Origin of the sequence: Kangiella aquimarina DSM 16071 (genome assembly GCF_000374105.1) — a bacterium.
Lineage (GTDB): Bacteria > Pseudomonadota > Gammaproteobacteria > Enterobacterales > Kangiellaceae > Kangiella > Kangiella aquimarina.
Map to the genome: position 1 here is coordinate 397,284 of NZ_KB893650.1, position 25,344 is coordinate 422,627.

Genomic DNA, 25,344 nt, shown 5'->3' on the forward strand with positions numbered 1-25,344 from the left:
TCAATGAAATTGAAAACATTATTTGGTGCTGCATTAGCACTATTCGCATTAACCCAGGTAGCTTGTGCAGAAGCAAATACTGCTAGTGAAGCAAAAGAAGGAAAAGATTACTCGATTATTTCTGGTGCAAAAGGCGTTAATAAACCAGAAGTCATGGAATTCTTCTCATATACCTGCCCACACTGCTACAACGTAGAAGGGTTTTTGCATAAATGGGAACCAACCAAACCTGAAGAAGTTGAGTTTAAACAAGTACCGGTGTTTCTACCTCAGGTACCACATTTGACCTATGGCTACTACACAGCAGAAGTGTTAGGTGTTCTGGATAAAGTCCATCCAGCTATCTTTAATCAATGGCATGCCCAGAAAAAAATCGTTAAATCGAAAGAAGATTTAATTCCGATTTTCCAGGCTGCTGGTGTATCTCAGGAAGAATTTGAAAAAGCCTACACCTCATTTGCTGTGGAAAGCAAAGTTCAGCACGCTAAAAAACTAGCTCGTGAATTCAAGGTGATGAGTTTCCCAATGTTCGTGGTGAATCAGAAATACAAAATTGAGAGCTACGAAAAGCTGGATTATATGTTGAGCAAATTCCCAATCGAAAAAGCACAATAATTTATATTCGAGTTATAATAAATGCCGGTTCGCCGGCATTTTTTCTATAGGCAGATAATTAATGGCAAAAGGTAAAGCAGTTACTTCCAGCCCAACAAAGGTTTTCTTGATCCGGAGCATGATTCGAATATTTTCGGTGCTACCGATTTTTGTTGGACGCTGGATTGCATATTTGTTTGCCAAGATAAGTCGTTGGAGCAAAAGTCGAGCCTATGTAACCAGTAAAACTAATATAGGGCTTTGCCTGCCAGAACTGACTAAAGAACAGCAGCAGGAAATCATTCATCAGAGTTTGATTAATACAGGACGATTGTTTACTGAAGCGGCCAAAGTTTGGTGTAAAAAAGACGCAGAGAAATGGCTCGATAATATTTATGGAGAAGAAGCGGTTAAGGCGACTTTAGAAAGTGGCAAGGGTGTTCTTATCACGGGAGCGCATCTTGGAAATTGGGAAGTAGCCCTGTACTACTTAGGTAGTCGCTATAAGTTTCATTGTATGTACCGCCCTCCTCGACAGCTGGAAATGGACGAAGTCATCTGTAAGGGTCGATGCAAGAACGAAACCACCATGGTTAAAGGTAACAGCAAGGGCGTACTACATCTTATAGATGTATTACAACAGGCCGAAGTTGCCGCAATTCTGAGCGATCAGGAACCCGGTCGTCGCGCTGGTGTATTTGTTCCTTTCTTTAATCACCCAGCGTTGACCATGACTCTTGTGCAAAAAGTACAACAGAAAAGCAATGCAGAAGTCTATCAGATTGCTGCAATCAGAAATGAAACAGGAAAATTTGATATTCATCTGGAGCCACTAAATATGGATCCAAATCTTGATGAATTAATCTATGCAGAAAAAGTTAATCAGCACCTGGAAAACATCATTAGAAGATTCCCAGAACAGTATCAGTGGTCTTATAAACGGTTTAAAACTACCGAAGATGGCTCAAAAAATATTTATCGAAGATAGAAAAATTAACGACGCCAGAAATAAGGCGTGAATAAAACAAGTAAGGTAAATATCTCAAGACGGCCTAAAAGCATCGCAAAGCTAAGCACATATTTTGCCAGATCACTTAAGCCGCTATAGTTCACAGCCACATCACCTAATCCTGGACCCAGGTTATTCATACAGGCCGCAACGGCGGAGAATGCAGTAATTTGATCCAAGCCATCAGCAAGAAGAATAAGCATAAGTAGAACAAACAGCACAACGTAAGTAGCAAAGAACCCCCAAACGGCCTGTACAACCCTGTCGCTTACTGACGTCTTGCCAAGCTTTATCAGGAAAATTCCATTGGGGTGTACCAGACGTTTAATTTCACGCATACCCTGTTTAAATAGCAGTAGGACACGAATCACTTTCATGCCGCCACCCGTAGAACCGGCGCTGGCACCGATAAAGCTGGCAAAGATCAGTAATACTGGTAACAGAGTCGGCCATGCGGCGAAGTCTGCACTGGCAAAGCCAGCTGTGGTGGCAATAGAAACCGAGTGAAAAATACTTTTAACCAAAGCATCATCAAAGTCATATTCCTGATAATAAAGAAGGACAGCTGTACAGCTCAAAATAATAACCAGTAATATGCCGAAGTAGCCTTTAAATTCCGGATCTTTAAGGTAAGGTCTGATGGTCAGGGTACGCACAGAAATAAAATGAAGAGCAAAGTTTATCCCGGCAAGAAACATAAAGAAGGCACAAATCAATTCTATGGCGTGACTGTCGAAAAAGCCAATGCTGGCATCGTGGGTAGAAAAACCACCGATAGCTACCGTCGAAAAACTATGGGCTATCGCATCAAAAGCGGTCATTCCAGCAAGCCAATAGGCCAGAGCACAGGCGATGGTAATGCCTAAATAAATATACCATAGGGCCTTGGCAGTACCGGCGATTCTTGGTGTTAATTTATTATCTTTCATAGGCCCAGGCATTTCTGCACGATATAGCTGCATTCCCCCAATGCCCAACAAAGGCAGGATAGCTACGGCTAACACGATGATACCCATGCCACCTAGCCATTGAAGCTGTTGGCGATAATACAGGATTGAGTGTGGCAGATCATCAAGGCCACTAATGACAGTTGCACCAGTGGTAGTTAGACCTGAAAAAGATTCAAAAATAGCATCTGCTAAGCTTACAGGTAGAGACTGGGCCAATATAAAAGGCACCGCACCAAATGTGCTCAAAACCGTCCAGAATAGAACAACAATTAAAAAGCCATCACGAATTTTGAGCTCTGCACGTGCTTTTCGCTTTGGCCAGAAAAGGATAAAGCCGGTAATAAGCGATAGTAGAAATGTACTGATAAAAGCACTACCACCGCCATCTTCATAGATGGCAGAAACAACCGCAGGAGGCAGCATGGTCAGACTGAAGACCATCAGCAGTATGCCAAGGATGCGAATGATGGTAGCGTATTGCATGGCGTCAGTCCTGACTAGAAATAAGTGACATTGACTTGAAAAAGACGCTCAACGTCGTGGATATAGGCCTTATCTACCATGAACAGTACAACATGGTCATTTTCACGAATAATGATGTTTTCATGTGCGATGAGAACCTGGTCGTCACGCACGATGGCACCAATGGATGTTCCTGGCGGCAAAGGTAATTCGCCAATGGTTCGGCCTACTACCAGCGAGCTTTGTTCATTGCCTTTTGCAACCGCTTCGATAGCTTCAGCAGCACCGCGACGTAAAGAATAAACGTTAGATACCAGTCCGCGACGGATGTGTTTTAACAGACTGCCGATGGTGACCTGTTGTGGAGAAATGGCGATATCAATCTGATGGCCTTGAATCAGATCCACATAGGCAGTGCGATTGATTAACACCATAGTTTTGCGAACGCCAAGTTTTTTTGCCAGTAGAGCCGACATGATGTTAGCTTCATCATCATTGGTCACCGAGATAAACAAATCAAAGTCACCAATATTTTCATCTTTTAGCATGTCTTCATCAGACACATCGCCCTGTAAAACGAGCGTGTCGTGCAGGACGTCGGCCAGTTCCTGAGCTCGCTCAGGGCTACGCTCAATAATCTTGACCTGCATTTTACTTTCAAGAGCTTTAGCGAGACCCTCACCAATATTACCGCCGCCGGCAATCATCACGCGAGTGTAATTTTTTTCTAGCCGTTGCAGCTCGCTCATCACCGAGCGGATATGTTTTTTGGCTGCCAGGAAAAAGACCTCATCGTCAGCTTCGATGATGGTGTGACCGGTCGGCACAATAGGTGCGCCTCTACGGAAAATGGCAGCAACCCGTGTATCAACGTTGGGTAAATGGTGCTTCAATTCTGATAAGGCATTACCTACCAGAGGGCCGCCATAGTAAGCGCGAACGGCGACCAGACGCACTTTACCTTCGGCAAAATCCAGCACCTGAAAGGCTCCGGGATTTTCAATCAGACGGGTAATATATTGAGTGACCAGTTTTTCCGGGCTGATAACCACATCCACCGGAATATGATTATCTTTAAAGATGATGTCTTTATTGTGGTAATTGGGTGAGCGAATACGGGCGATTTTAGTGGGAGTTTGGTACAGGCTGTGTGCAATCTGACAGGCGATCATATTGACTTCATCGCTGTTGGTAACAGCAACCAGCATGTCGGCATCTTCGATACCGGCATTATAGAGCACATCAGGATAGGCGCCATGACCTGTAATGGTTCTCAGATCCAGGTGATCCTGGATATCGCGCAAACGCTTGCTATCAGTATCGATCAGCGTGATGTCGTTATCTTCGCCTTCCAGATTAAGCGCCAGGGTTGTGCCTACCTGTCCGGCTCCGAGAATGATGATTTTCATAACGACAATTAAGATCCTTGCCTTATTATTCGCTTAACTTTGCCTATGCTAACGCTATAAGCATCTGATCTAAAGGGTTTTTTGTTTAATTCGTGGCTTTTTCCAGCAGTGCGTAATAAAAGCCATCCATTGATAATTGACCTGGAATCAGCTGACATCCCGTTTTTGAGTGTGATAATTGTTGGATTTCTGAACTCAAAGGTAACAGCTTGGCATCAGAATGGCTTTCGAGAAAACGATCGATTTGCTGCTCATTTTCCTGCGGTAAAATCGAGCAGGTAGCATATAAAAGATGACCGCCAGGCTTTAACTTGGACCATAAATGCTCGAGGATTTGTTGTTGAAGATGAACAAGCTGATCGATATCGTTTGCTTTGCGCAGCAGCTTGATATCTGGATGGCGGCGAATGACGCCGGTAGCACTGCAGGGAGCATCCAGTAATATCGCATCAAATTGCCCATCGGTAAAGTTGCTGTCAGTTAGATCCTGACAATCCACTTTGGCCCGAAGTTGCAAACGCAACAGGTTCTCTGAAATTCGCTGACAGCGGTCATGGTCAATATCACAGGCGGTCAGTTCAATAGAGTCAAAGAGTTCTAATAAATGGCAGGTCTTGCCGCCTGGTGCGGCACAGGCATCCAATACTGTACTATTGGGTGTTGGCGATAATATAGCCGCTGCCAGCTGTGCTGCAGCATCCTGCACTGACACATAACCGTCAGCAAAGTGTGGTAACTGTTCAACATTCACCGGATGTTCTAGTACTAGGCCATTGGCTGCAATCGGGTGAGCAGTGGCAGACAAACCCTGTTCCAGCAGTTGTTCAAGGTAGCGATCGCGACCAATTTTCTGGCGGTTAACCCTAAGTGTCATCGGAGCCTGCTCGTTAATGGCACTCATCAATGATTCCATCTGGCCTTTATAATAGGGCTTCAGCATTGATATGAGCCAATCAGGCAGTGCGAATTTGGTATCCCAGTTTGAATCAACTTTGGCGAGCAAGTCTGCTTCCTGTCGGATAAAATTGCGCAGAACACCGTTAACTACATTGGTAGCCCAGTTTTTCTTAAGCTGTTGGCACACCGAAACGGTTTCTGAAATAGCGGCATGATCAGGTACTCGACTGAATTCGAGTTGATAAAGGCCAATGATAATCAGGCATAGCAGATCGCGATCTTTGGGCTTGAAAGGTTTTTGCAGTAACTGGCTGGCTATTGCTTCGAGTCGGATAAAGTAGCGACAGCTGCCTAATACCAGTGCGCGAAAGAAACCATTATCAGAGCCCTGTTCAAAGCTTATGCTACTGAGCACATCGTTAGCCGACCGGCCTTCAAAGGCAATCGCGTGTAACGCCAGACAGGCCTGCTTGCGCAGCTGCTGACCAGTGTAAACCTGTGGGTTTGGTGCTACTGACACTATTTATCCTTGGCTAAGTGAAAAGCTGTCTGGGTGAATGTAAAAACGTCTTTTTACAGACTAACAAACTGATTATCTGGAGCAAATAACTGCTGGTTTTTTGGCGCATTCAGCAGATCTTTAGCCGACATTGCTCGTGAGCCAGGTAGCTGCAGTTCGGTCAGTAAGAGGCAGTCCTCGCCACAACTGATTAGAATGCCATCGGCATCTGCCTGTAAAATGGTTCCAGGTGCTGCGTCTACTTTTTTATGGACAATGTAAGCCTGCCAGAGTCTGACGGTCTTATTTTCCAGCTGGCTGTAAGCTACTGGCCAGCTATTAAAGGCACGAATGGTACGCTCAAGCTCTTCAGCACTGAGCTGCCAATTAATTTGCGCTTCTTCTTTGCTCAGTTTATGGGCATAAGTTGCCAGCTGATCATCCTGCGGGGTAGCTTGAAGTTTATTATCTGCGATTTCATCCAGTGCTTGAACCAATAACTGCGCGCCCATGTCTGCCAATCTGTCATGCAAAGTAGCGCCAGTGTCTCGATCGCTAATCGGTGTGGACGCTGTTATTAGCATCGGGCCAGTATCCAGACCGGCCTCCATTTGCATGATGGTGATGCCAGTTTCTTTATCACCTGCCTGGATCGCTCTTTGGATGGGAGCAGCGCCCCGCCAGCGCGGTAGTAGAGAGCCATGCACATTGATACAGCCAAGTTTTGGAATATCCAGCACTTTTTGTGGCAATAAGAGCCCATAAGCTACAACTACCATGATATCCGCCTGATAACTGGCCAGCTGAGACAGGGATTCTTCAGACTTAAAGTTCAACGGTTGTTCGACAGGAATATGGTGTTGCAGAGCTAACTCTTTGACCGGACTCATAGTGACTTTTTTGCCACGCCCGGATTTGCGATCGGGTTGTGTATAAACGGCAACTACTTGGTGGTGGCTGTTAAGAACTGCAGCCAATGAACTGGCTGCAAAGTCCGGCGTTCCGGCAAAGATGACTTTCAGAGATTTAGGCATGTAAGTACTTACTACTTTTGTTTTTGCTGCTTTTCAAGCATTTTACGAATTCGATTACGCTTTAAAGGCGAAAGGTAATCGACGAAGAGTTTACCTTCGATATGATCATTCTCATGCTGAATACAGACTGCTAAAAGCTCACCTGTGTCAATTTCAAAGGGCTTGCCATGACGGTCAAGTGCTTTGACTACAATCTCATTAGCGCGCTGGACCTTGGCGTAAATACCAGGAAAAGAGAGGCAGCCCTCTTCCATTTCCTCAACCCCACGTTTTTCGACGATTTCTGGGTTGATGAAAACCAGTGGCTCGCTTTTATCTTCGGACACGTCGATCACGAAAAACTGCTTATGGATATTAACCTGAGTAGCGGCCAGGCCAATACCTGGTGCTGCATACATGGTCTCAAACATATCATCAATCTGCTGCTGCAGCTCGTCTCCAAAGTCAGTAACAGGCTTTGCCTTGGTGCGTAAACGAGGATCGGGGAACTCTAAAATCTCTAAAATAGCCATTGATTCTGTCAATCTGTGTCATCAGGGATTCAGATCATAATAAATTAAGGCGACAAAGACCATTTTAAAGAGTAAATCAATGCGATAGTGCTTAAAATTATGATTAGACTGTGATTAAGTTGTAGTAATGTGATAAGAAATGTTGATAAGATGATGATCCTTTTAGACTTTGACCTTGTCAGATAAGGCCTGTGGGGCATCAACAGGGTCAGGTTTTGGCTATTTCCTATTGCTTTTTTTCGAGGTATAGTAAGCGCAATAGGATCCGATATCAGTTAATTACAAAGGAAAGCCATGAAAAAATTAATAATTGCTTTGACTGCCTCGGTAGCGGTCTTATTTGGGGGGATCGCGCAGACAGCCGAGTTGCGTGACAATCATCCAGACACTTATGTGGTCCAGAAGGGCGATACCTTGTGGGATATTTCGGCAACTTTCCTGACCGATCCTTGGTTGTGGCCGGAAATCTGGCATGTTAATCCTAATGTCGAGAATCCTCATTTAATTTATCCTGGCGATATCCTGAAGTTAGTTTATATCGACGGTAAGCCATACATCGTTAAAGCAAGCGATGGCACCATTAAGTTGCGCCCTGAAGCACGAGTTCTTTCTGAAGGAGAAGCAATTACTACAATCCCACTAAGTATGATCAAACCTTACCTTATCGATGAGATGGTTGTTGAACCTTCTGTTTTCGATACGGCTCCTTATGTTGTGGATTTGGAAGAAGATAGAAAAATTGCTGGTGCTTATGGTGATCGACTATATATAAGAGGTATAAGTGCTGGTTCTGGTGGTTCATTTGGAATCTATCGTAAAGGTAAGGAATATCGCGATCCAGAAACGGACGAATTGTTGGGCGTAGAAGCTCGCTATCTGGCAAATGGCAATATTACCCGTGAAGGTGATCCGTCGACTTTGACAGTTAAAAAGTCAAAGCTAGAAATATTAAAGGGCGATGTGGCGCTTCCACGTAATGAAAATCCATTGCCACCGGTTTATGCTCCTCGTGCTCCAGAAACTGATATCAAAGCACAGATTATTTCTGTGTATGACGGCGTTACTCAGATTGGTCAATACAATGTAGTAACCCTAAACAAGGGTTCGCGTGATGGCTTAGAAGAGGGTCATGTATTAAGCGTATATCAACGTGGTAAAAAGATTCATGATGAAATCGCCGCCCAACGTGGTGGAGATGCTGAAGTCACTCTACCAGAAGAGCATGCTGGTACTTTGATGATTTTCAGAACCTATGACAAAGTCAGCTTAGCTCTAATTATGAATGCAACGCGTCCGATTCACTTGTTTGACGTTGCACGCAATCCATACTAGTTTTTCAAAACTGGTTATTTGAAAAGTATTTAAACTTAAAGTTAACAACTCAAGAGATCTCATCACCAAGGACGGTGGTTAAACATTATGGAACAACTCGAATTGCGCCACTGGTTGGCGCTTTCTCACATTAATATTGGTGCAAATAAGCTATTGGCATTTTTAGAGGCCGGAAATTCGCTTGCCCGATTATTTGAATTATCCGATCAATCATTACAAGAGCATGGATTTCGTCCTGGATTAGCTAAAAAGTTAGGCTTGGTAAGTGACGAGTTAATTGAACAGGACCTGGAGTGGTTTGACTCCGATCGTAAACATCTGATTCCCATTACCAGTAAAGATTACCCAGCATTATTGAAAGAAATTCCCGATCCACCCAAATTACTGTTTGTCCATGGGGACAAGGGTTTATTAAAAGCGCACCAGATTGCGATTGTCGGTAGTCGAAACCCCACCGCACAAGGTAAAGAAAATACACGTGAGTTTGCAAAAACGTTGGCGGGTGCTGGGGCAGTCATCACCAGCGGAATGGCTCTAGGGGTTGATGGAATTGCTCATCAGGCGGCTCTGGATAAGGGGCAGCCAACCATTGCGGTTGTTGGAACCGGTCTGGATAGAATCTATCCGGCGCGGCATAAGGATTTGGCTATTAAGATAAGTGAACAAGGGGCTCTGGTATCTGAGTTTGCATTGGGCACACCGGTCAAAGCGAGTAATTTTCCAGTACGAAACAGGATAATCTGCGGTATGAGCCTTGGAACCCTGGTGGTTGAGGCAGCGATTCGCAGTGGTTCATTGATAACGGCAAGACTGGCAATGGAACAGGGTCGAGAAGTGTTCGCAATTCCAGGTTCCATTCATAATACTCTGGCTAGAGGTTGTCATAGTTTAATCAAACAGGGCGCCAAATTAGTCGAAACGGCAGAAGAAATTATCGAAGAATTGGGGGCGCTGGCAGCCTGGCAAACCGAACATAATCAGCAAGATGCACCACAAGAGTTTGTTTTAGAAAAGGAATATCAGGACATGCTTGAGTTTGTTGATGATAGTACCACCAGTGTCGACACCATAATTCAGCGTAGCGGACTTGAAATAGAGGTAGTCAGCCATATGTTATTGTTGTTAGAATTGAATGACTACATAGCTAGTGTGCCCGGTGGCTATCAGCGTGTTCGTTAAGCAACAGTACAGCAACTATGTAGTATATCTAGCTTTACTCTAGCTTTTTAACCTGGCCTGGCCAGTAACCACAGAAGAGAGCTAAATGAAAGAAGACGTACTCGACGTACTACTCTATATCTTTGAAAACTTCCAAGACGAAGAAAGCAATCATATTCTCGCCAATGACTCACTCATTGAAGCCCTAGAAGACGTTGGTTTTACCGATGGTGAAATCAAAGGGGCTATCGATTGGCTTGATGGTTTGGTTGAAATCACGTCTGAGTCCAGTAAATCTGAAGATTTAGCGACTGATTCCATGCGCGTATTTTCGCCACAGGAGCAGTTGTTAATGTCGGCAGATGCCCAAGGCATGATCCTGTACTTTGAGCAGCGTGGGATTTTAGATCCTCAGGCTCGCGAAATGGTCATCGATCGTATGTTGGCGCTGGGTCCACAAGAAGACGTTGAAACCGAACTGGATCGCCTACGCTGGGTGGTCATGATGGTTCTGTTTAATTTACAGGATCGAGATGCCGAGTTTGCCTGGGTAGAAAATCTGGAAAGTAGATCTGAGCCTCATTAATCAGTTTATCAAGACTCATTAGAGTCTCGGACTACACCACAGCGGCCATCTGCCGTACACCTCTTTCAAAAGTAGCCACTGACTACTCAACTGACTTTTAATCTCTTGAATTCGAAGCAAAGACTGTTTTACCCTATCTTTACAGGCCGTTGACGCAAATTAATACTCTGTTGGCGTAAGATAGCAGCAATATTAGCAACCACTGATAAACCTATGATGTCACTTTCTATCGGCCCAATTAGCCTGCCCTTTGATCGGTTTTTAATTCTCGTCTGTCTGGCAATAACCTTTATTGTGGGTGCCTTTGCAGCAAAGAAAAGTAAGATCTCTATTGATGGTAGTATTGCCGGTATCTTTCTGCTTTCTATGCTTGCCGCACGGATCAGTTTCGTGATCCAGTACTGGGCGGAATACCAACAAGATATTTGGTCAGTGATTGATATCCGAGACGGTGGTTTTGATGCCTGGGCGGCAATCATCGTTGGCCTGGTGTCCTTAATTGTTTTTGCCTGGAAACAGCCGAAGGCACGCAAAGCATTAATCAAAGCTTACTTGGTTGGAGTTTGTGTATGGGGAATCACTACTTTCACTTTGCAAATGCTGAATAATACTGCTCAACAGTTGCCCACGATAATGGTCCAGCAATTGGATGGAGTTGCGGTAGATTTGAATAAGGTTGAGCAAGGCAAGCCAAGAGTGATCAATCTTTGGGCTACCTGGTGTCCACCCTGTCGACGAGAAATGCCGGTATTACAAGAAGCACAGCAGGAGATGACTGATGTTGGTTTTGTGTTTGTTAATCAAGGCGAGCATTCTGAAGTCATTGAGCAGTTTCTAAGTCGGGAAGATCTTGCTTTGAGTAATGTCATGGCTGACACACGAGGTGTATTAGGCTATCAGATAGGAAGTAGAGCATTACCAACAACTTTGTTTATTAATGCGCAAGGCAAACTGGTAGATGCGCATCTGGGTGAATTATCTAAGGCCAGCTTGAAAGCAAAATTAGAAAAAATAGAAAAGTTGGAAGTCGAACAGTCAGAGCAGTACAACGAGTAACGGTATCGCTTTATGATTCTGATGGGTTCGGCTAAAAAGCCTACACAAAGCATGAACAAGCCAGTAAAATTGACGTTAATTTCAATGACCAGCCACTAAGTCGAAAGGTTTGGAGCGTATCAACCTTGGTTACAATGAGGTCAACTCTTCATACACTTCGTTTAGGACTTTCAGTTAGGACTCTCAATTAGGACTAGGTTTGGCCTATATCAATACTTTCAAATTGCATGCTGCCGCCCGAATTATTGGTCAGGGAGGCGTTATTGCTTATCCAACCGAGGCTGTGTATGGCCTGGGTTGTCATCCGTCGGCCACCAAGGCCATCCAGAGAATTCTCAATATCAAGCGACGCCCTTGGCAGAAAGGCCTGATTCTAGTGGCCTCAAGAGTCGAGCAGATTGAGCCTTACCTTAGTGAAGATGGACTAAAACTGATAGACTGCTTTCAAGAAAACCATAGGCGTCCAGTGACATGGTTGTTGCCGGTCAAGCAAGAGGTGTCTCCCCTGCTACGCGGTGAGCATAACAAAATTGCCATTCGACTGAGCGATAACCCTTATGTCAAAGCTCTGTGTGACGAAGCAAGAAGCGCTCTGGTTTCAACCAGCGCAAACCGAACAGGTCAATCAGAAATGAGAACCGCAGAAGAGGTTCGCAGTAAGCTTGGTGCTGAACTGGATATGATCCTTGTTGGTACCACTGGTGGCCATAAGCGACCTTCATCAATAATAGACGCCCAAACCCGAGAAGTATTAAGAGCTTAAGAGTAATACATGCAAAATATCAATATCGAAGAGGTTCAACAGTATTTGTTGAGCTTGCAAAAAGACATTTGCCAGCAGCTAGCCGAAGAAGATGGTGAAAAAGACTTTATCGTAGACGAATGGCAACGACCTCAAGGTGGCGGTGGCCTGACTCGGGTTATGGAAAATGGCGCCATCATTGAAAAAGGGGGCGTTAATTATTCCTATGTTGAAGGCACCAATATGCCAGCTTCGGCTACCGCACATCGTCCAGAGCTGGCGGGCAGAAGTTTTAAGGCAATGGGTGTCTCATTAGTGATTCATCCTCAGAATCCACACGCACCGACGTCACATATGAATGTCCGCTTTTTTATTGCTGAAAAGGAAGGCGAAGAGCCGATCTGGTGGTTTGGTGGAGGCTTTGATTTAACGCCTTATTATGGCATCAAAGAAGACTGCATCTTCTGGCATCAGCAAGCGAAAGCAGCCTGTGAGCCATTCGGCACCGAGGTTTACCACAAATACAAACAATGGTGTGATGAATACTTTTATCTGAAACATCGTGATGAGCATCGCGGCATTGGTGGTCTGTTTTTTGATGACTTGAATAGCGAACAGACGGGCTGGGATTTTAAACAGTGTTTCGACTTTATGCAGTCCGTGGGCGATCACTACATCAAGGCCTATCGCCCTATTTTAGCAAAACAGAAAAACAAACCTTTTACCGAAGCTGAGCGTGACTTCCAGCTTTATCGCAGAGGCCGTTACGTAGAATTTAATCTGGTTTGGGATCGTGGCACCTTGTTTGGCTTGCAGACAGGTGGCCGTACCGAATCGATTCTCATGTCGTTACCCAGCGAGGTACGCTGGCGCTACAACTGGCAGCCAGAAGCAGGCAGTCGCGAAGCGGAACTGACCGAGTATTATTTAAAACCCAAAGATTGGCTCAACCAATAAGTTGAGAATAAGGTAGAAACTATGAATAGCGGATTTTTCCCAAGTCGCCGGTTACGTCGAATCAGAGCGCAGGCATTCAGTCGCGATCTGGTGCGTGAGAACAGCATTTCTGCAAAGGATTTAATTTATCCAGTATTTGTATTGGAAGGTAACAATAAGAAAGAAGCAGTGGCTTCGATGCCTGGTGTTGAGCGAAAAACCTTGGATTTGTTGCTTGAGGAATGCCAGGAAATCGTCGATCTGGGAATTCCGGCAATTGCCCTGTTTCCAGTAATCGATGCTGCCAAGAAATCTCTGGAAGCTGAAGAAGCCTATAATCCTGAGGGACTGGTTCAAACAACGGTCAAAGCCATTAAAGCTCAATTCCCACAGTTAGGCGTGATTACCGATGTTGCACTCGACCCTTATACCTCGCATGGTCAGGACGGCATCATTGATGACAACGGCTATATATTAAATGACATCACCAAAGAGGTATTGGTTAAGCAGGCCTTAAGTCATGCGGCAGCGGGAGCGGATGTGGTGGCTCCTTCGGATATGATGGATGGTCGAATTGGTGCGATTCGCGAGGCGCTGGAAGCGTCAGACTATGTGAATACCATGATTCTGTCCTATGCGGCTAAATATGCCTCCAGTTTCTATGGGCCGTTTCGCGATGCTGTAGGCTCAGCGGGTGCTTTGGGGAAGGCGGATAAAAAAACCTATCAGATGGATCCGGCCAATTCTGATGAAGCATTGCATGAAGTGGCACTGGATATTGAAGAAGGCGCGGATATGGTGATGGTTAAACCGGGTATGCCGTATCTTGATATCGTCCGTCGCGTCAAAGACGAATTTAAAGTACCGACTTTTGCTTATCAGGTGAGTGGTGAGTATGCCATGATCAAAGCGGCCGCCGCCAATGGCTGGCTGGATGAAGAACAAATCGTGATGGAAGCCATGATGAGTTTCAAACGTGCTGGATGTGATGGCGTACTGACTTATTTCGCTAAAGATATTTGCCGCTATTTAACCAAGGCATAAGCGAGAAGAACTCGAGTGTTAATTCTGGACGCCATTATCCCCATTGCCCTGGTGGTGATTATTGGCGTTCTGTTGGTGAAGTCCGGTTATGTAAGCGATGCATTCTTCCCGGAACTTTCAAAGCTGGTTTTTCGGGTCTTTGTTCCAGTATTTCTGTTTGTAAGTGTTTATCGCAGTGGTTTACAGGATGTTGGGCAGACACTGGTTGCCTATTTTGTTCCTGTTCTGGTGGTTTTTGTCGCGGTAGCGCTATTGATGAACCACCGTATGGCACTAACTTCTACCTTCTCCAATAATGTGCTGGTTGGTATCCCAGTGATACTGTCGGTGGCCGGTGAACAGGGCTTGACCATAACTCTGGCCGTGATTTCAGCGCATAGCCTGATCCTGTTCAGCGCTTTTTACCTATTTTCGACCAAGGTCAATGTTACCCCATCTAAGTTTAAAGCCAGTCTGAGCCTGTTCAGTAATCCAGTCATTATTGGTCTGCTCTTGGGATTGGCTTTTAATTACTCTGGAATCGAATTGCCCGCTCAGTTGATGACCCCACTTGAGATGGTCTCAGATGCCGCTTTACCTCTGGCACTGATCATTCTAGGCAGTTCGTTGGCGCAGATGGGTAAGATTCAAGCATCTCTGATTCAGAAAACGGTATTAATCACTGCCATCAAGCTCATTGTATTACCATTGGTGGTGTACAGTTTTGGGCGCTGGGTGATGGAGCTTAACGATGTGACTCTAATCTCGTTGGTGATATTGGCTGCCTGTCCGACCGGGATCAGCGTCATGCCATTTGTTGAGGCCGTTGAGACGGATCGTCAGGTAGCCCATAGCACCATCGCTATTTCAACGTTGCTATCAGTGATTTGTATACCAATTACCATTTGGTTGGTTCAAGGCTAGAGTCAACCTGCTAGCTTTTGTATGATGACTTATCCCATTATTCAGGAATCTATCATGCTTAGAACAATTAAAATTTCATTGTTATTGATAGCGTTAATCACGCTAAGCTCCTGCAAAACTACGGATGTTCAACGCGTATTGGATACTTTAGGCGGAGCCAACCAGCCATTATCAGAGCGAACAGTTGTTGCGGGTTTAAAAGAAGCCCTGGAAGTTGGCACTGAAAATACCGTATTTAAAACCAATAAAACAGGTGGTTTCAGTAATAACCCATTGATTAAAATTGTGGTGCCAGAGCAGTTCAGCGATGTAGCAACCAAAGTCAGGCAGATTGGGCTTGGTTCTTATGTGGATAAGTTTGAACTGCAGATGAATCGAGCTGCTGAGCAGGCATCTGGTGAAGCCAAGCAAGTATTTTTTTCTGCAATATCAGGCATGACGGTTCAGGACGCCTGGGGAATATTACGCGGTGGTGATAATGCTGCAACTCAGTATTTTAGAAATAAAACCGCACGCCAGCTAGAACAGAAATTCGCCCCCATCATCAGTAATAACATGCAAAAAGTGGGTTTTTATAGCGATTACCGTCGGCTGTTAACCACCTATGACAATATTCCATTCACCGATAAGCCCAACCTTGATATCGAAGATTATGTTATGGAAGAAACATTGGATGGCTTATTTACCCTGGTTGCTCAGGAAGAGGCCAAAATCAGACGTGATCCAATGGCAAGAACCACAGAGTTACTGCAGAAAGTGTTTGCACAGCAATAAATAAAAGGCCAGACCACTGGCCTTTTTTATGCATATCAGGTATTTATGGTGTTTTCTAAACCTGATTGGAAGTTGTTTTGTCTTACCCCCACCAAAGAATCACCATAAAGGCAACCGATGGCTTTGAGCTATCGGCCATGATCTATCCAGCTCACAACCAAACCGAATCCAAGAAGTATCTGATAATAGGATCTGCTTTTGGTGTCCCTCAGCAATACTATAAGCATATCGCTAATTATTTCGCTGAGCAGGGGATCAGTTGCCTGACTTTTGATTATCGAGGAATTGGTGAATCGAAAACCGGACTTATGCCAGCTCAAGAGATGCTGATGCAGCATTGGGGAGAGCTGGATCTGGAGGGTGTCATTCAATATGTAGAACAAAACAATCGGCCTGAACAGCTTTACTACCTTGGTCATAGTGCAGGTGGACAAATTCTGGGTTTAGCACCCTCTTCCGATAAATTTAATAAAGTTATCTTGGCAGCTACTGGAGTTGGCGCCTGGCGGGCATGGCTAGGAGCTCAGAAATATGTATTAGCTGCCATGTGGTACGGCTTAATGCCACTGATGATGATGTTTCAGCGAGGCAACTTTTTCCACTCTAAGATGCTAGGTCCAATACCAGTACCAAAGCATGCCGTAAAGCAATGGGTCGAATGGGCAAAATCAGAAGACTATCTGTTCACGCCAGAGCATGATTTGGACTTAACAGGTTATGAGAAAATCAAAGCCGATATTTATGCTATAACCATTTCTGATGACTGGTATGCCCCGCAATCTTCAAGAGATGCATTGTTGGCACACTACTCTAACAGTCATCGAGTAACGCAATACATACTGCCACAAGATGTCGGCCTGAAAAAAATTGGACACTTCGGGTTGTTTCGGAAAAAGCAGGAAATCGTTAGCGGAATATGGCAACCTATAATCAATTTTTTAAACCAGTAGGCATGGATTATGACAGAGAGAAATAAAAAGAAAGCGGAAGAGATTGAAACCTGGAACTTCGTTTTCCCAAACCAAAGTAATCCTTATGGCAATATGTTCGGTGGTGAATTGCTTGCGATTATGGATACAACTGCAGCCATGGCAGCTATTCGTTATGCAGAAAAAACGGTATCAACCGCATCTGTTGAGCGAGTGATATTCAAAAAGCCGATTTTCGTAGGTGACCGAATAAAGACTGTTGCAAAAGTGGTTCTGGTAGGAAGAACATCGATGATGGTACGAACGGATGTATTTGTCGACAAAGGTGGTGACGAGGGTGATGTCTTGAGTACAACGGCGCACTTTACGTTAGTCGCATTTGACGAACAGCGAGTGCCTGCAGAAGTACCGGAGCTTGTTATTGAAACAGATAAAGAAAAGAAACAGAGTGAACTGGCGCAACAGATAAAGGATCATGTTGGTAGACGTGAAGTAAGAATTAAAGAAGTTGTGGAGAAATGGAAATGATAAAGAAAATAATAGCTGGATTAGCGCTATCAATTGCAGTTATTGCAAGTGCAGAAGATAGGATTGTTATTGGTGATACAGAAATTACAATTCCACAAGTGGAAGGATTTCAGAGTATTGGTCCAAGCCATTTGATGTATGACATCATGTTGAACTTTGTTCCTCCATCCAACGAATTGCTCGATATAAAAATAACAAACAGCGATATCGATGCTGAAATAAGAGGTATGGAGCCGGAATATAATCGCTATATTGTTATGCAAACCTACATCCCAACAAAAAATAGAGCTGTGTCCAAAAAAGAGTTTGAGCAATTAAGAAATTTTTTGGACAACCAGTATGAAGAAATGACCAAAGCAATTCAGTCTCAGGTTGATGAGCTAGCGGAAAAAGGGTCAAAGAAAGTAAGCAATAAATATTCTGTTGAGATGGCGACAAAAATAACTGATAACGTTCCGCTAGAGGTTTTTCATAATCAAGGATATCGGTTTTCAGCCATGAACCTAATGACAGGAAATGTGATGGTAGATGGTCAATCGGAATCAGTTAGCACTACCATGGGATTAAATGTACTACACGTTAAAGAAAAGATTATTTATCTATATGTTTATGAGGAATCTGACTCGGAATCGGCTCGTGACTGGGTAAAGAAAATGTCTACAGATTTTAGTAATACAATAATCGAGCAGTAAAAGAGTAGAATAAAAAAAGGCTACCTAGGTAGCCTCGGATTAATTACTTCTTATTTGATTAGGTGGACTAATTAAGTGATTAGTTGGTTGGCGGGGGCCTGTGTCCTTGTGAGTAAAACGCTCGTAATAGGACTGTTTGGTTAGACAATGCTTCTCTTTCATTTTCCAGCCGGGTTTATTTTGATAAAAACAAATTTTTTGTTCGGACGATTCAGTATCGACAGTATTTGCAGAGAGCGTATTACTCTTTGTTGTTGAGCAAGCAGCAAGTCCAAGAGCTACTAAAGACACAAAAATAACTTTTTTCATAGAAATATCCTTTAAGTAAAAAGTCCAAGAATAATAAGGGTAGCTAAAGAGAAGTGATAAATAAAGATAAGATTGTCACAATCTTGTACTGATATATGAGTTAGTGCGCGCAAAAATAAAAATTCTATTTGATTTATCATTATGAAAGCTAGCAATATGGAATTTTATGACGTATTAAGTAAATAAGGAGAACACGATGAAGAAATTAATCAGTTACTTTGTGATCTCAGTATTTCTAATAAATGTTACGGGTTGTGGAACCATCCTGCATCCGGAGCGTAAGGGGCAGACTGATGGTCGCATAGATCCGGCAATAGCAATTATGGATGGTGTTGGATTATTATTATTTGTGATTCCAGGGATTATTGCCTTTGCAGTTGATTTTCATAACGGAACAATCTACTTACCAGGCACTCAGGGCAGTTTACAAAATGATGATGGGACTCGGGTTGTAAAGTTTGACGGTGAGCTGGATATTGAAGAGCTAGCGTCGATTCTAGAAAGAGAGACCGGCCGTGACTTTGATCTGCAAAAAGATTTAACCATAGTGATGGAGCCTGAAACTGTTGAAGAAGCGCAAATGCGAGTGGTGCTTATTAATAAGTCGATGCACTTGAATCTGGCTCAGCAGTAATTTAAAGCAGTAAGAGTAAGAAAGAAAAGGCTACCTTGGTAGCCTTTTTTGTTGTCTATAACTGGTTATCAATTTTTACTGATTAATTTCTAGGGTGACGTGGCTTTCCACCGCCTCTGCGCTGTGTCGGATGACGACGTTTTTGCTGAATGGGCAGTGAAGGCTTTAAGGTGGCCAGATATTCGGGCTTAATTTCCAGTTTGGGTAAAGGATGGCCGACATATTCTTCGATAGCTGTCAGGTTCATGGCAAAATCTTCACCAGCAAAGCTAATCGCATCACCTTCAGCACCGGCACGAGCGGTTCGACCTATGCGGTGAACATAGTCTTCGGCATCATCGGGCAAGTGGTAATTAAAGACATGGGTAATGCCATCAATATGTAAGCCACGCGCAGCAACGTCAGTGCAGACCAGCACGCTAACATTTTCATTCTTTAACTCGTCCAATAGTCGGAGACGTTTCTTCTGATGAACATCACCCGTCAATAATTCTGCCTTAATATCGTTACCGGCCAGACAGGCCCAGACATGCTCGGCTGCTCGCTTAGTATTGGTAAAAACAATGGCTTTTTCAGGCTGCAGGCGGCTCATCAGGCCCACTAACAAGGGCAAAGCTTCTTCGCGGCTAGGGTAGAACAGGGCTTCGCGAATCTTTTTAGCCGTGACCTGTTGCGCCTGGATTTGCACATGCTGAGGATTGTTCATATGCTCATATGCCAATTCCTGAACACGGTGTGATAAGGTCGCGGAAAATAGCATGTTGAGACGATCAGTGGCCGGAGGCATGCGATTAAATAAGTAGCGAATATCCTTGATAAAGCCAAGATCAAACATACGATCGGCTTCATCCAGAACAACACTATCAATAGCTTCCAGGCCAAATGCCTTGGTTTTATAGTAATCAATCAGACGACCAGTGGTGCCAATCAGGATATCAACTCCATCGATCAGTTGCTGGCGTTGTTTTTCATGATCCTCGCCCCCATATACTACTCGAATCTTGAGATCGGTATATTTACCAAGCTGGACAGCATCTTTGGCAATCTGCACCGCCAATTCGCGAGTAGGTGCCATAATCAGTGAGCGCGGCTCGTTTTTTCGGCGGCCTTCGATCTCGGGCAAAGTTAAAATATCGTTCATGATGCCTAATAAGAAGGCAATGGTTTTACCGGTACCAGTTTGTGCCTGACCGGCAACATTTTGACCTTTGAGCAACAAAGGAAGAGTTTTTGCCTGAATCGGCGTGCAATATTCAAAGCCAAGGTCAGCAACGGCCTTGAGCAATTTGGGATCTAATCCTAGATCGGAAAATCTAATGGTCGATAGATGCGATGTATCCATAAGGTAATTTTTACCATTAGCGCTTGCATTAACAGGCGCGATTGTTTGAAATAGTGCCATTGTGCGTATGTACAGAGCCAAGCGCAAGTAAATAGCAGGAGAAATTTGATGAGTGACAAAATTGTATATCTGACTGATGCAACCTTTGAAGCAGAAGTTTTGAATTCTGATCAGCCAGTATTGGTCGATTACTGGGCAGAATGGTGTGGTCCATGCAAAATGATTGCGCCTATCCTTGATGAAGTTGCTGAGATGTATGAAGGCAAAGTTAAAGTTGCCAAGCTAAACATCGACGAAAACAGCGAAACCCCACCAAAATACGGTATCCGGGGTATCCCAACCCTGATGTTATTCAAGGGTGGCAATATCGAAGCAACCAAAGTGGGTGCTTTATCAAAATCTCAGTTAATGGCATTTATCGACAGCAACGTTTAATGCCAGATTGATACTTAAAGAGGCTCCGGCCTCTTTTTTGTGATTAATAAGGCGGTGGCCTAAAACACTAGACACCCCGCAGAACTAATGCTACATTGAGCAAGCTAATAAAAAAGCGTCTCTAAGCCCCTGGGGCAAACTCCGTATCTTTTCCAAATAAATTATTTCACAGGAACTCGTTTCAAGACGTTTCTATGTTTCAATCAACAACTCGACACTATGAATCTAACTGAATTAAAGCAAAAGTCAGCTCAAGAGCTGTCTGAAATGGCGAAAGCCGTTGGTCTCGACCACATGGCGCGTATGCGCAAACAGGACATCATCTTCGGTCTATTAAAGAATCACGCGAAAAGCGGAGAAGATATTTTTGGTGGTGGAGTACTCGAAATCCTTCCCGACGGTTTTGGTTTCCTTCGCTCAGCAGAAGGCTCATACCTCGCTGGTCCAGATGATATCTATGTTTCCCCAAGTCAGATAAGACGCTTTAACCTGCGAACGGGCGATACTATTTTCGGCAAAATCCGCCCACCGAAAGACGGTGAACGCTATTTTGCCCTCCTGAAAGTCGCAGAAATCAACTACGACAGCCCTGAAAACTCTCGCAACAAACTTCTCTTTGAAAACCTTACCCCACTTCACCCAGACGAACGTATGCGTATGGAGCGTGGTAATGGTTCGACCGAAGACATCACCGCTCGAGTGATTGATTTGGCGGCTCCAATCGGTAAAGGTCAGCGTGCTCTTATCGTGTCGCCACCTAAAGCCGGTAAAACCATGATGTTGCAGAATATCGCGCAGTCGATTACCAGCAACCACCCAGAATGCATGCTGATCGTTCTACTGATCGATGAACGACCAGAAGAAGTAACCGAAATGCAGCGTTCGGTAAAAGGTGAAGTCGTTGCTTCAACCTTTGATGAGCCAGCAGCCCGTCACGTCCAGGTAGCCGAAATGGTTATCGAAAAAGCCAAACGTCTGGTCGAGCATAAAAAAGACGTCATTATTCTGCTGGATTCGATTACCCGTTTAGCGCGTGCCTACAACACCGTAGTGCCATCATCCGGTAAAGTATTAACCGGTGGTGTTGACGCCAACGCATTACAGCGTCCAAAAAGATTCTTCGGTGCTGCACGAAATATCGAAGAAGGCGGCAGCTTAACCATTATCGCTACTGCACTAGTCGATACCGGCTCCAAAATGGACGAAGTGATCTACGAAGAGTTCAAAGGTACCGGTAACATGGAATTGCACCTGTCGCGCAAAATTGCCGAGAAGCGTGTCTTCCCAGCCATCGACTTCAACCGCTCAGGTTCGCGTAAAGAAGATCTGCTGACCAGCCCAGAAGAGCTGCAAAAAATGTGGATCCTACGTAAGATTCTCCATCCAATGGATGAGATAGATGCGATTGAATTTTTGATCGATAAGATGGCGATGACGAAGACAAATGACGAATTCTTCGACGCCATGAAAAGATAAGCCATAAAAGGTCTTTTTAGGTTTTTGCTTTGTTAGTCTCTTGCTCGCTCGGTTACGTCCCTCGCTGTGCGTGACTTTAGGAATGCCCTTGGGTAAGAGACTGCCTCGCAAAACTCCTAAAAATCAGCTTTTCTGACTCAATCTTTAGCGAAGGTGAAAAGGAGGACAAACTTATGAAAATAATAATCGTCATCTGTGTTTCCCTATTGCTGGCAGGTTGTCAAATCACGCCCGATAAAATTCATACTGGCACTTTCCAAATAGTCATAAAGTCAGTCGATGAGCCAGATTCAGAGGAGTATTTCTTGTACTTTCAAGCTCCTTATATCGACGGACATTCAATACCACAAAAACTTAAGAATGATTTAAATACTTCGTTGCGTTGGAAATGGCTAAATTCAGACTCCCCACCTAATACCTGTTTCGTAGCCAAAACGTATAATTCAAATACTAGCTCGTATGATTATGATATTGGTTTAGCGATGTTAGAGCTAACCAAAACTCAAATCAGTGGTTCGCTGTATAGTTTTCCTGATGCAGGAATGAACATAAACTTAGTAATTGATGAAAACAATCTAGTCACAGGTACCACAGAATGGTGGGGTGGTGTTTGGATAGTAGTGGAAGTCGATGAAAACGGAAACAGAATCGACGGACAAGAAGACATTCCAGACGAAAGTTCTGGAGTCAGGCATCGAGGAAAAAAACAAGGTATTACCTCAATTAATCAATGTTTTGAGCATATGATGCAAGTACTTCCAGAATTGAATAAATAACAAAATCAAACTCTCCTTAGGTATTTTTACCCAGTCTGCTAAAATACCCCCACTACTTATCAACTCAAAATCCTCATGCAATACAAAGATCTGCGTGATTTTATCGCTAAGCTGGAGTCGATGGGCGAGCTTAAGCGTGTTTCTGTGGAAGTTGATCCTTATCTTGAAATGACGGAAATCTGTGACCGTACCTTGCGGGCGGGTGGTCCGGCGATCTTGTTTGAGAATGTGAAAGGTCATTCGATTCCGGTGCTGGGTAATTTGTTTGGTACCACACGCCGCGTTGCTTTGGCGATGGGCAAGGAAGACTTGACCGGTTTGCGTGAGTTGGGTGAGTTGCTGGCTTTTTTAAAGGAGCCTAAACCACCGGAAGGATTCAAAGATGCGTGGCAGCAGTTGCCTGTCTTTAAGCAGGTTTTGAACATGGCGCCTAAGGTGGTCAAGAAAGCACCATGTCAGAAAGTGGTGCTTGAAGGGGATGAGGTCGATTTAAGCAAGATTCCAGTACAGACCTGTTGGCCAGAAGATGCCGCACCTTTGATGACCTGGGGTTTGACCATTACTAAAGGCCCGCATAAGAAACGTCAGAATTTGGGGATTTATCGTCAGCAGGTTATCGCTAAGAATAAACTCATCATGCGTTGGTTGGCGCATCGAGGCGGAGCCCTGGATTTCCGTGAGTGGTGTCAGCAGAATCCTGGTCAGCCTTTCCCTGTGTCGGTAGCCTTTGGTGCCGATCCCGCTACTATTCTCGGAGCTGTGACGCCGGTTCCGGATACCTTAAGCGAATACGGATTTGCAGGCCTATTGCGAGGCGAGAAAACCGAAGTCGTCAAATCGATAGGTAATGATTTGCAGGTTCCGGCCAGCGCGGAATTTGTGCTGGAAGGTTATATCGATCCAGAAGAAATGGCTGATGAAGGCCCTTACGGCGATCACACCGGCTATTACAATGAGGTGGACAGTTTCCCGGTGTTTACGGTTGAGCGTATCACCATGCGCGAAGAACCCATCTATCATTCGACCTATACTGGCCGCCCACCGGATGAGCCTGCTATTTTAGGCGAAGCTTTAAACGAAGTCTTTGTACCGATCCTACAGAAACAGTTTCCGGAGATTGTCGATTTTTATTTGCCGCCGGAAGGCTGTTCCTATCGTTTGGCTATCGTGTCGATGAAGAAGCAGTATCCAGGGCATGCTAAACGAATCATGATGGGCGTCTGGTCTTTCCTGAGACAATTCATGTACACCAAGTTTGTGATTGTGGTGGACGACGATGTAAATACACGTGATTGGAAAGACGTGATCTGGGCGATAACCACGCGGGTTGATCCGACTCGTGATTGCACCATGATCGATAACACGCCGATTGATTATCTTGATTTTGCTTCGCCGGTATCGGGTCTTGGCTCAAAAATGGGTATTGATGCCACTAACAAGATGCCCGGTGAAACTGAGCGTGAGTGGGGTAAGCCGATTGTCATGGATCAGGCGGTTAAGGATAGAGTAGATACCCTGTGGGATGAATTGGGTCTAGACATCGACGACAAAGACAACCCATAACTGGAAAGAATATGTCAGAAAAGAATACCGAAAATTTAGAAGCCATTTTTGTTGATTGTGAAGTTACCCTGGTGCGCCGAATTGGCCGCGATGTGTACTGGGTGCAATTGACTCCAACGAAAGGCAGCTTACCCTCTTTCACTGCGGGTCAATATTTGATGCTGGAGCTGGATGATGGATCTTTGTGCCCATTTTCGATCGCCAGTTCACCCTTGCAGGATATACTGGAACTGCACATCCGTCGCCTGCCTGGTCATGACGCTGCCGATAAAATCGTTAGCCAATTGAAACATCGAAACCTGGTCAGAGTGCAGATGCCATACGGAGAGTGCGTGCTGACTGACTCAGATAGACCAGCGGTATTCATTGCCGGCGGAACAGGTTTTGCCCCGTTTCATTCCATTATCAAGACAGCATTGAAAAACGGTGATCAGCGTGAATTGACTTTGTATTGGGGCGCGCAAACTTCTGCGGATCTCTACCTATTAGAAGAGCCTCAAGCCTGGGCTAATGAGTTTGATCGCTTCAGTTTTATTCCTGTTCTATCGGGACTTGATGAGCAATGGCAGGGCCGTAAGGGTTTTGTCCATCATGCCTTCATGCTCGATCATGATGATATAACCAACATGGATATTTACGTGGGCGGTTCTGAACCTATGGTGATGTCTGTCTATCAGGATTTGTTGGATAGGAATGTAGCTAAAGAATCTATTCATTCCGACATTCTGAATATTAAGCGCGAGATGGGTCTACTGGACTAGAC

At 44.5% G+C, this 25,344-nt stretch carries 27 protein-coding genes; 20 read left to right on the forward strand and 7 right to left on the reverse strand.

The window, feature by feature from the left end; genetic code table 11:
* The first annotated feature begins 3 nt into the window (after window positions 1-3).
* Entirely contained in the window at window positions 4-615 is a 612-nt protein-coding gene (locus B158_RS0101965) for a thiol:disulfide interchange protein DsbA/DsbL (RefSeq protein ID WP_018623647.1), read from the forward strand.
* 61 nt (window positions 616-676) lie between these two features.
* Window positions 677-1,582, forward strand: a complete 906-nt coding sequence (locus B158_RS0101970) for a lysophospholipid acyltransferase family protein (RefSeq protein ID WP_018623648.1) — start codon at window positions 677-679, stop codon at window positions 1,580-1,582.
* 5 nt (window positions 1,583-1,587) lie between these two features.
* Here B158_RS0101970 and B158_RS0101975 read toward each other — a convergent pair whose 3' ends face one another.
* From B158_RS0101975 to def, 5 genes are all read right to left on the reverse strand, one after another.
* Window positions 1,588-3,036, reverse strand: coding sequence for a TrkH family potassium uptake protein (locus tag B158_RS0101975; protein ID WP_018623649.1), 1,449 nt, complete (start codon window positions 3,034-3,036; stop codon window positions 1,588-1,590).
* A 14-nt stretch (window positions 3,037-3,050) separates the two neighbouring features.
* Window positions 3,051-4,424: a Trk system potassium transporter TrkA gene (gene trkA / locus B158_RS0101980; RefSeq protein ID WP_018623650.1), complete on the reverse strand. Its 1,374-nt coding sequence runs from the start codon at window positions 4,422-4,424 to the stop codon at window positions 3,051-3,053.
* Between the two features lie 85 nt (window positions 4,425-4,509).
* The gene (gene rsmB, locus B158_RS0101985) at window positions 4,510-5,841 is read right to left on the reverse strand and encodes a 16S rRNA (cytosine(967)-C(5))-methyltransferase RsmB (protein ID WP_018623651.1); all 1,332 of its coding nucleotides are present in this window, start codon (window positions 5,839-5,841) and stop codon (window positions 4,510-4,512) included.
* A gap of 53 nt (window positions 5,842-5,894) precedes the next feature.
* Complete coding sequence (fmt, locus tag B158_RS0101990; protein ID WP_018623653.1) at window positions 5,895-6,854, reverse strand: methionyl-tRNA formyltransferase; 960 nt, start codon at window positions 6,852-6,854, stop codon at window positions 5,895-5,897.
* 11 nt (window positions 6,855-6,865) lie between these two features.
* Window positions 6,866-7,366 (reverse strand): peptide deformylase, encoded by a 501-nt coding sequence (gene def, locus B158_RS0101995; RefSeq protein WP_018623654.1) that lies wholly within the window; start codon window positions 7,364-7,366, stop codon window positions 6,866-6,868.
* Window positions 7,367-7,660: 294 nt separating this feature from the next.
* Here def and B158_RS0102000 point away from each other — a divergent pair, with 294 nt between their 5' ends.
* From B158_RS0102000 to B158_RS0102055, 12 genes are all read left to right on the forward strand, one after another.
* Window positions 7,661-8,698, forward strand: coding sequence for a LysM peptidoglycan-binding domain-containing protein (locus B158_RS0102000; protein WP_018623655.1), 1,038 nt, complete (start codon window positions 7,661-7,663; stop codon window positions 8,696-8,698).
* Between the two features lie 87 nt (window positions 8,699-8,785).
* Complete coding sequence (dprA, locus tag B158_RS0102005) at window positions 8,786-9,877, forward strand: DNA-processing protein DprA (protein WP_018623656.1); 1,092 nt, start codon at window positions 8,786-8,788, stop codon at window positions 9,875-9,877.
* A gap of 85 nt (window positions 9,878-9,962) precedes the next feature.
* Window positions 9,963-10,442 carry a DUF494 family protein gene (locus tag B158_RS0102010; protein ID WP_018623657.1) on the forward strand — a complete coding sequence of 160 codons (480 nt, stop codon included), beginning with the start codon at window positions 9,963-9,965 and terminating at the stop codon, window positions 10,440-10,442.
* 213 nt (window positions 10,443-10,655) lie between these two features.
* Complete coding sequence (locus tag B158_RS0102015; protein WP_026309193.1) at window positions 10,656-11,498, forward strand: TlpA disulfide reductase family protein; 843 nt, start codon at window positions 10,656-10,658, stop codon at window positions 11,496-11,498.
* A gap of 199 nt (window positions 11,499-11,697) precedes the next feature.
* Window positions 11,698-12,261 carry an L-threonylcarbamoyladenylate synthase gene (locus B158_RS0102020; RefSeq protein ID WP_018623659.1) on the forward strand — a complete coding sequence of 188 codons (564 nt, stop codon included), beginning with the start codon at window positions 11,698-11,700 and terminating at the stop codon, window positions 12,259-12,261.
* 9 nt (window positions 12,262-12,270) lie between these two features.
* Window positions 12,271-13,197, forward strand: coding sequence for an oxygen-dependent coproporphyrinogen oxidase (gene hemF, locus B158_RS0102025; RefSeq protein ID WP_018623660.1), 927 nt, complete (start codon window positions 12,271-12,273; stop codon window positions 13,195-13,197).
* Between the two features lie 21 nt (window positions 13,198-13,218).
* Entirely contained in the window at window positions 13,219-14,220 is a 1,002-nt protein-coding gene (gene hemB / locus B158_RS0102030) for a porphobilinogen synthase (protein WP_018623661.1), read from the forward strand.
* A 15-nt stretch (window positions 14,221-14,235) separates the two neighbouring features.
* Window positions 14,236-15,123 (forward strand): AEC family transporter, encoded by an 888-nt coding sequence (locus tag B158_RS0102035; protein WP_018623662.1) that lies wholly within the window; start codon window positions 14,236-14,238, stop codon window positions 15,121-15,123.
* Between the two features lie 54 nt (window positions 15,124-15,177).
* The gene (locus B158_RS0102040) at window positions 15,178-15,897 is read left to right on the forward strand and encodes a DUF4197 domain-containing protein (protein WP_018623663.1); all 720 of its coding nucleotides are present in this window, start codon (window positions 15,178-15,180) and stop codon (window positions 15,895-15,897) included.
* 77 nt (window positions 15,898-15,974) lie between these two features.
* A complete protein-coding gene (locus B158_RS0102045) occupies window positions 15,975-16,847 on the forward strand; it encodes an alpha/beta hydrolase family protein (RefSeq protein ID WP_051082508.1) in 873 nt (290 codons plus the stop codon).
* Window positions 16,848-16,856: 9 nt separating this feature from the next.
* Window positions 16,857-17,354, forward strand: coding sequence for an acyl-CoA thioesterase (locus B158_RS0102050; protein WP_018623665.1), 498 nt, complete (start codon window positions 16,857-16,859; stop codon window positions 17,352-17,354).
* Window positions 17,351-18,046 carry a hypothetical protein gene (locus B158_RS0102055; protein WP_018623666.1) on the forward strand — a complete coding sequence of 232 codons (696 nt, stop codon included), beginning with the start codon at window positions 17,351-17,353 and terminating at the stop codon, window positions 18,044-18,046. The genes B158_RS0102050 and B158_RS0102055 overlap by 4 nt, the downstream gene beginning before the upstream one ends.
* A gap of 39 nt (window positions 18,047-18,085) precedes the next feature.
* Here the strand turns inward: B158_RS0102055 and B158_RS0102060 are convergent, their stop codons facing one another.
* Complete coding sequence (locus tag B158_RS0102060) at window positions 18,086-18,355, reverse strand: putative periplasmic lipoprotein (protein ID WP_018623667.1); 270 nt, start codon at window positions 18,353-18,355, stop codon at window positions 18,086-18,088.
* 196 nt (window positions 18,356-18,551) lie between these two features.
* Here B158_RS0102060 and B158_RS0102065 point away from each other — a divergent pair, with 196 nt between their 5' ends.
* Window positions 18,552-18,989 carry a hypothetical protein gene (locus B158_RS0102065; protein ID WP_018623668.1) on the forward strand — a complete coding sequence of 146 codons (438 nt, stop codon included), beginning with the start codon at window positions 18,552-18,554 and terminating at the stop codon, window positions 18,987-18,989.
* An 82-nt stretch (window positions 18,990-19,071) separates the two neighbouring features.
* On the opposite strand, the gene rhlB is transcribed toward B158_RS0102065, so the two are convergent.
* Window positions 19,072-20,331 carry an ATP-dependent RNA helicase RhlB gene (rhlB, locus tag B158_RS12835; protein ID WP_033413940.1) on the reverse strand — a complete coding sequence of 420 codons (1,260 nt, stop codon included), beginning with the start codon at window positions 20,329-20,331 and terminating at the stop codon, window positions 19,072-19,074.
* Between the two features lie 108 nt (window positions 20,332-20,439).
* Here rhlB and trxA point away from each other — a divergent pair, with 108 nt between their 5' ends.
* The 5 genes from trxA to B158_RS0102095 all read left to right on the forward strand — a co-directional run bounded on the left by trxA (window position 20,440) and on the right by B158_RS0102095 (window position 25,342).
* Window positions 20,440-20,766 carry a thioredoxin TrxA gene (gene trxA, locus B158_RS0102075; protein ID WP_018623670.1) on the forward strand — a complete coding sequence of 109 codons (327 nt, stop codon included), beginning with the start codon at window positions 20,440-20,442 and terminating at the stop codon, window positions 20,764-20,766.
* Between the two features lie 219 nt (window positions 20,767-20,985).
* Window positions 20,986-22,242, forward strand: coding sequence for a transcription termination factor Rho (gene rho, locus B158_RS0102080; RefSeq protein WP_018623671.1), 1,257 nt, complete (start codon window positions 20,986-20,988; stop codon window positions 22,240-22,242).
* A gap of 173 nt (window positions 22,243-22,415) precedes the next feature.
* Window positions 22,416-23,018 (forward strand): hypothetical protein, encoded by a 603-nt coding sequence (locus B158_RS0102085; protein WP_018623672.1) that lies wholly within the window; start codon window positions 22,416-22,418, stop codon window positions 23,016-23,018.
* A gap of 75 nt (window positions 23,019-23,093) precedes the next feature.
* The gene (gene ubiD / locus B158_RS0102090) at window positions 23,094-24,581 is read left to right on the forward strand and encodes a 4-hydroxy-3-polyprenylbenzoate decarboxylase (RefSeq protein WP_018623673.1); all 1,488 of its coding nucleotides are present in this window, start codon (window positions 23,094-23,096) and stop codon (window positions 24,579-24,581) included.
* 11 nt (window positions 24,582-24,592) lie between these two features.
* Entirely contained in the window at window positions 24,593-25,342 is a 750-nt protein-coding gene (locus B158_RS0102095) for an NAD(P)H-flavin reductase (RefSeq protein ID WP_018623674.1), read from the forward strand.
* Window positions 25,343-25,344: the final 2 nt, after the last annotated feature.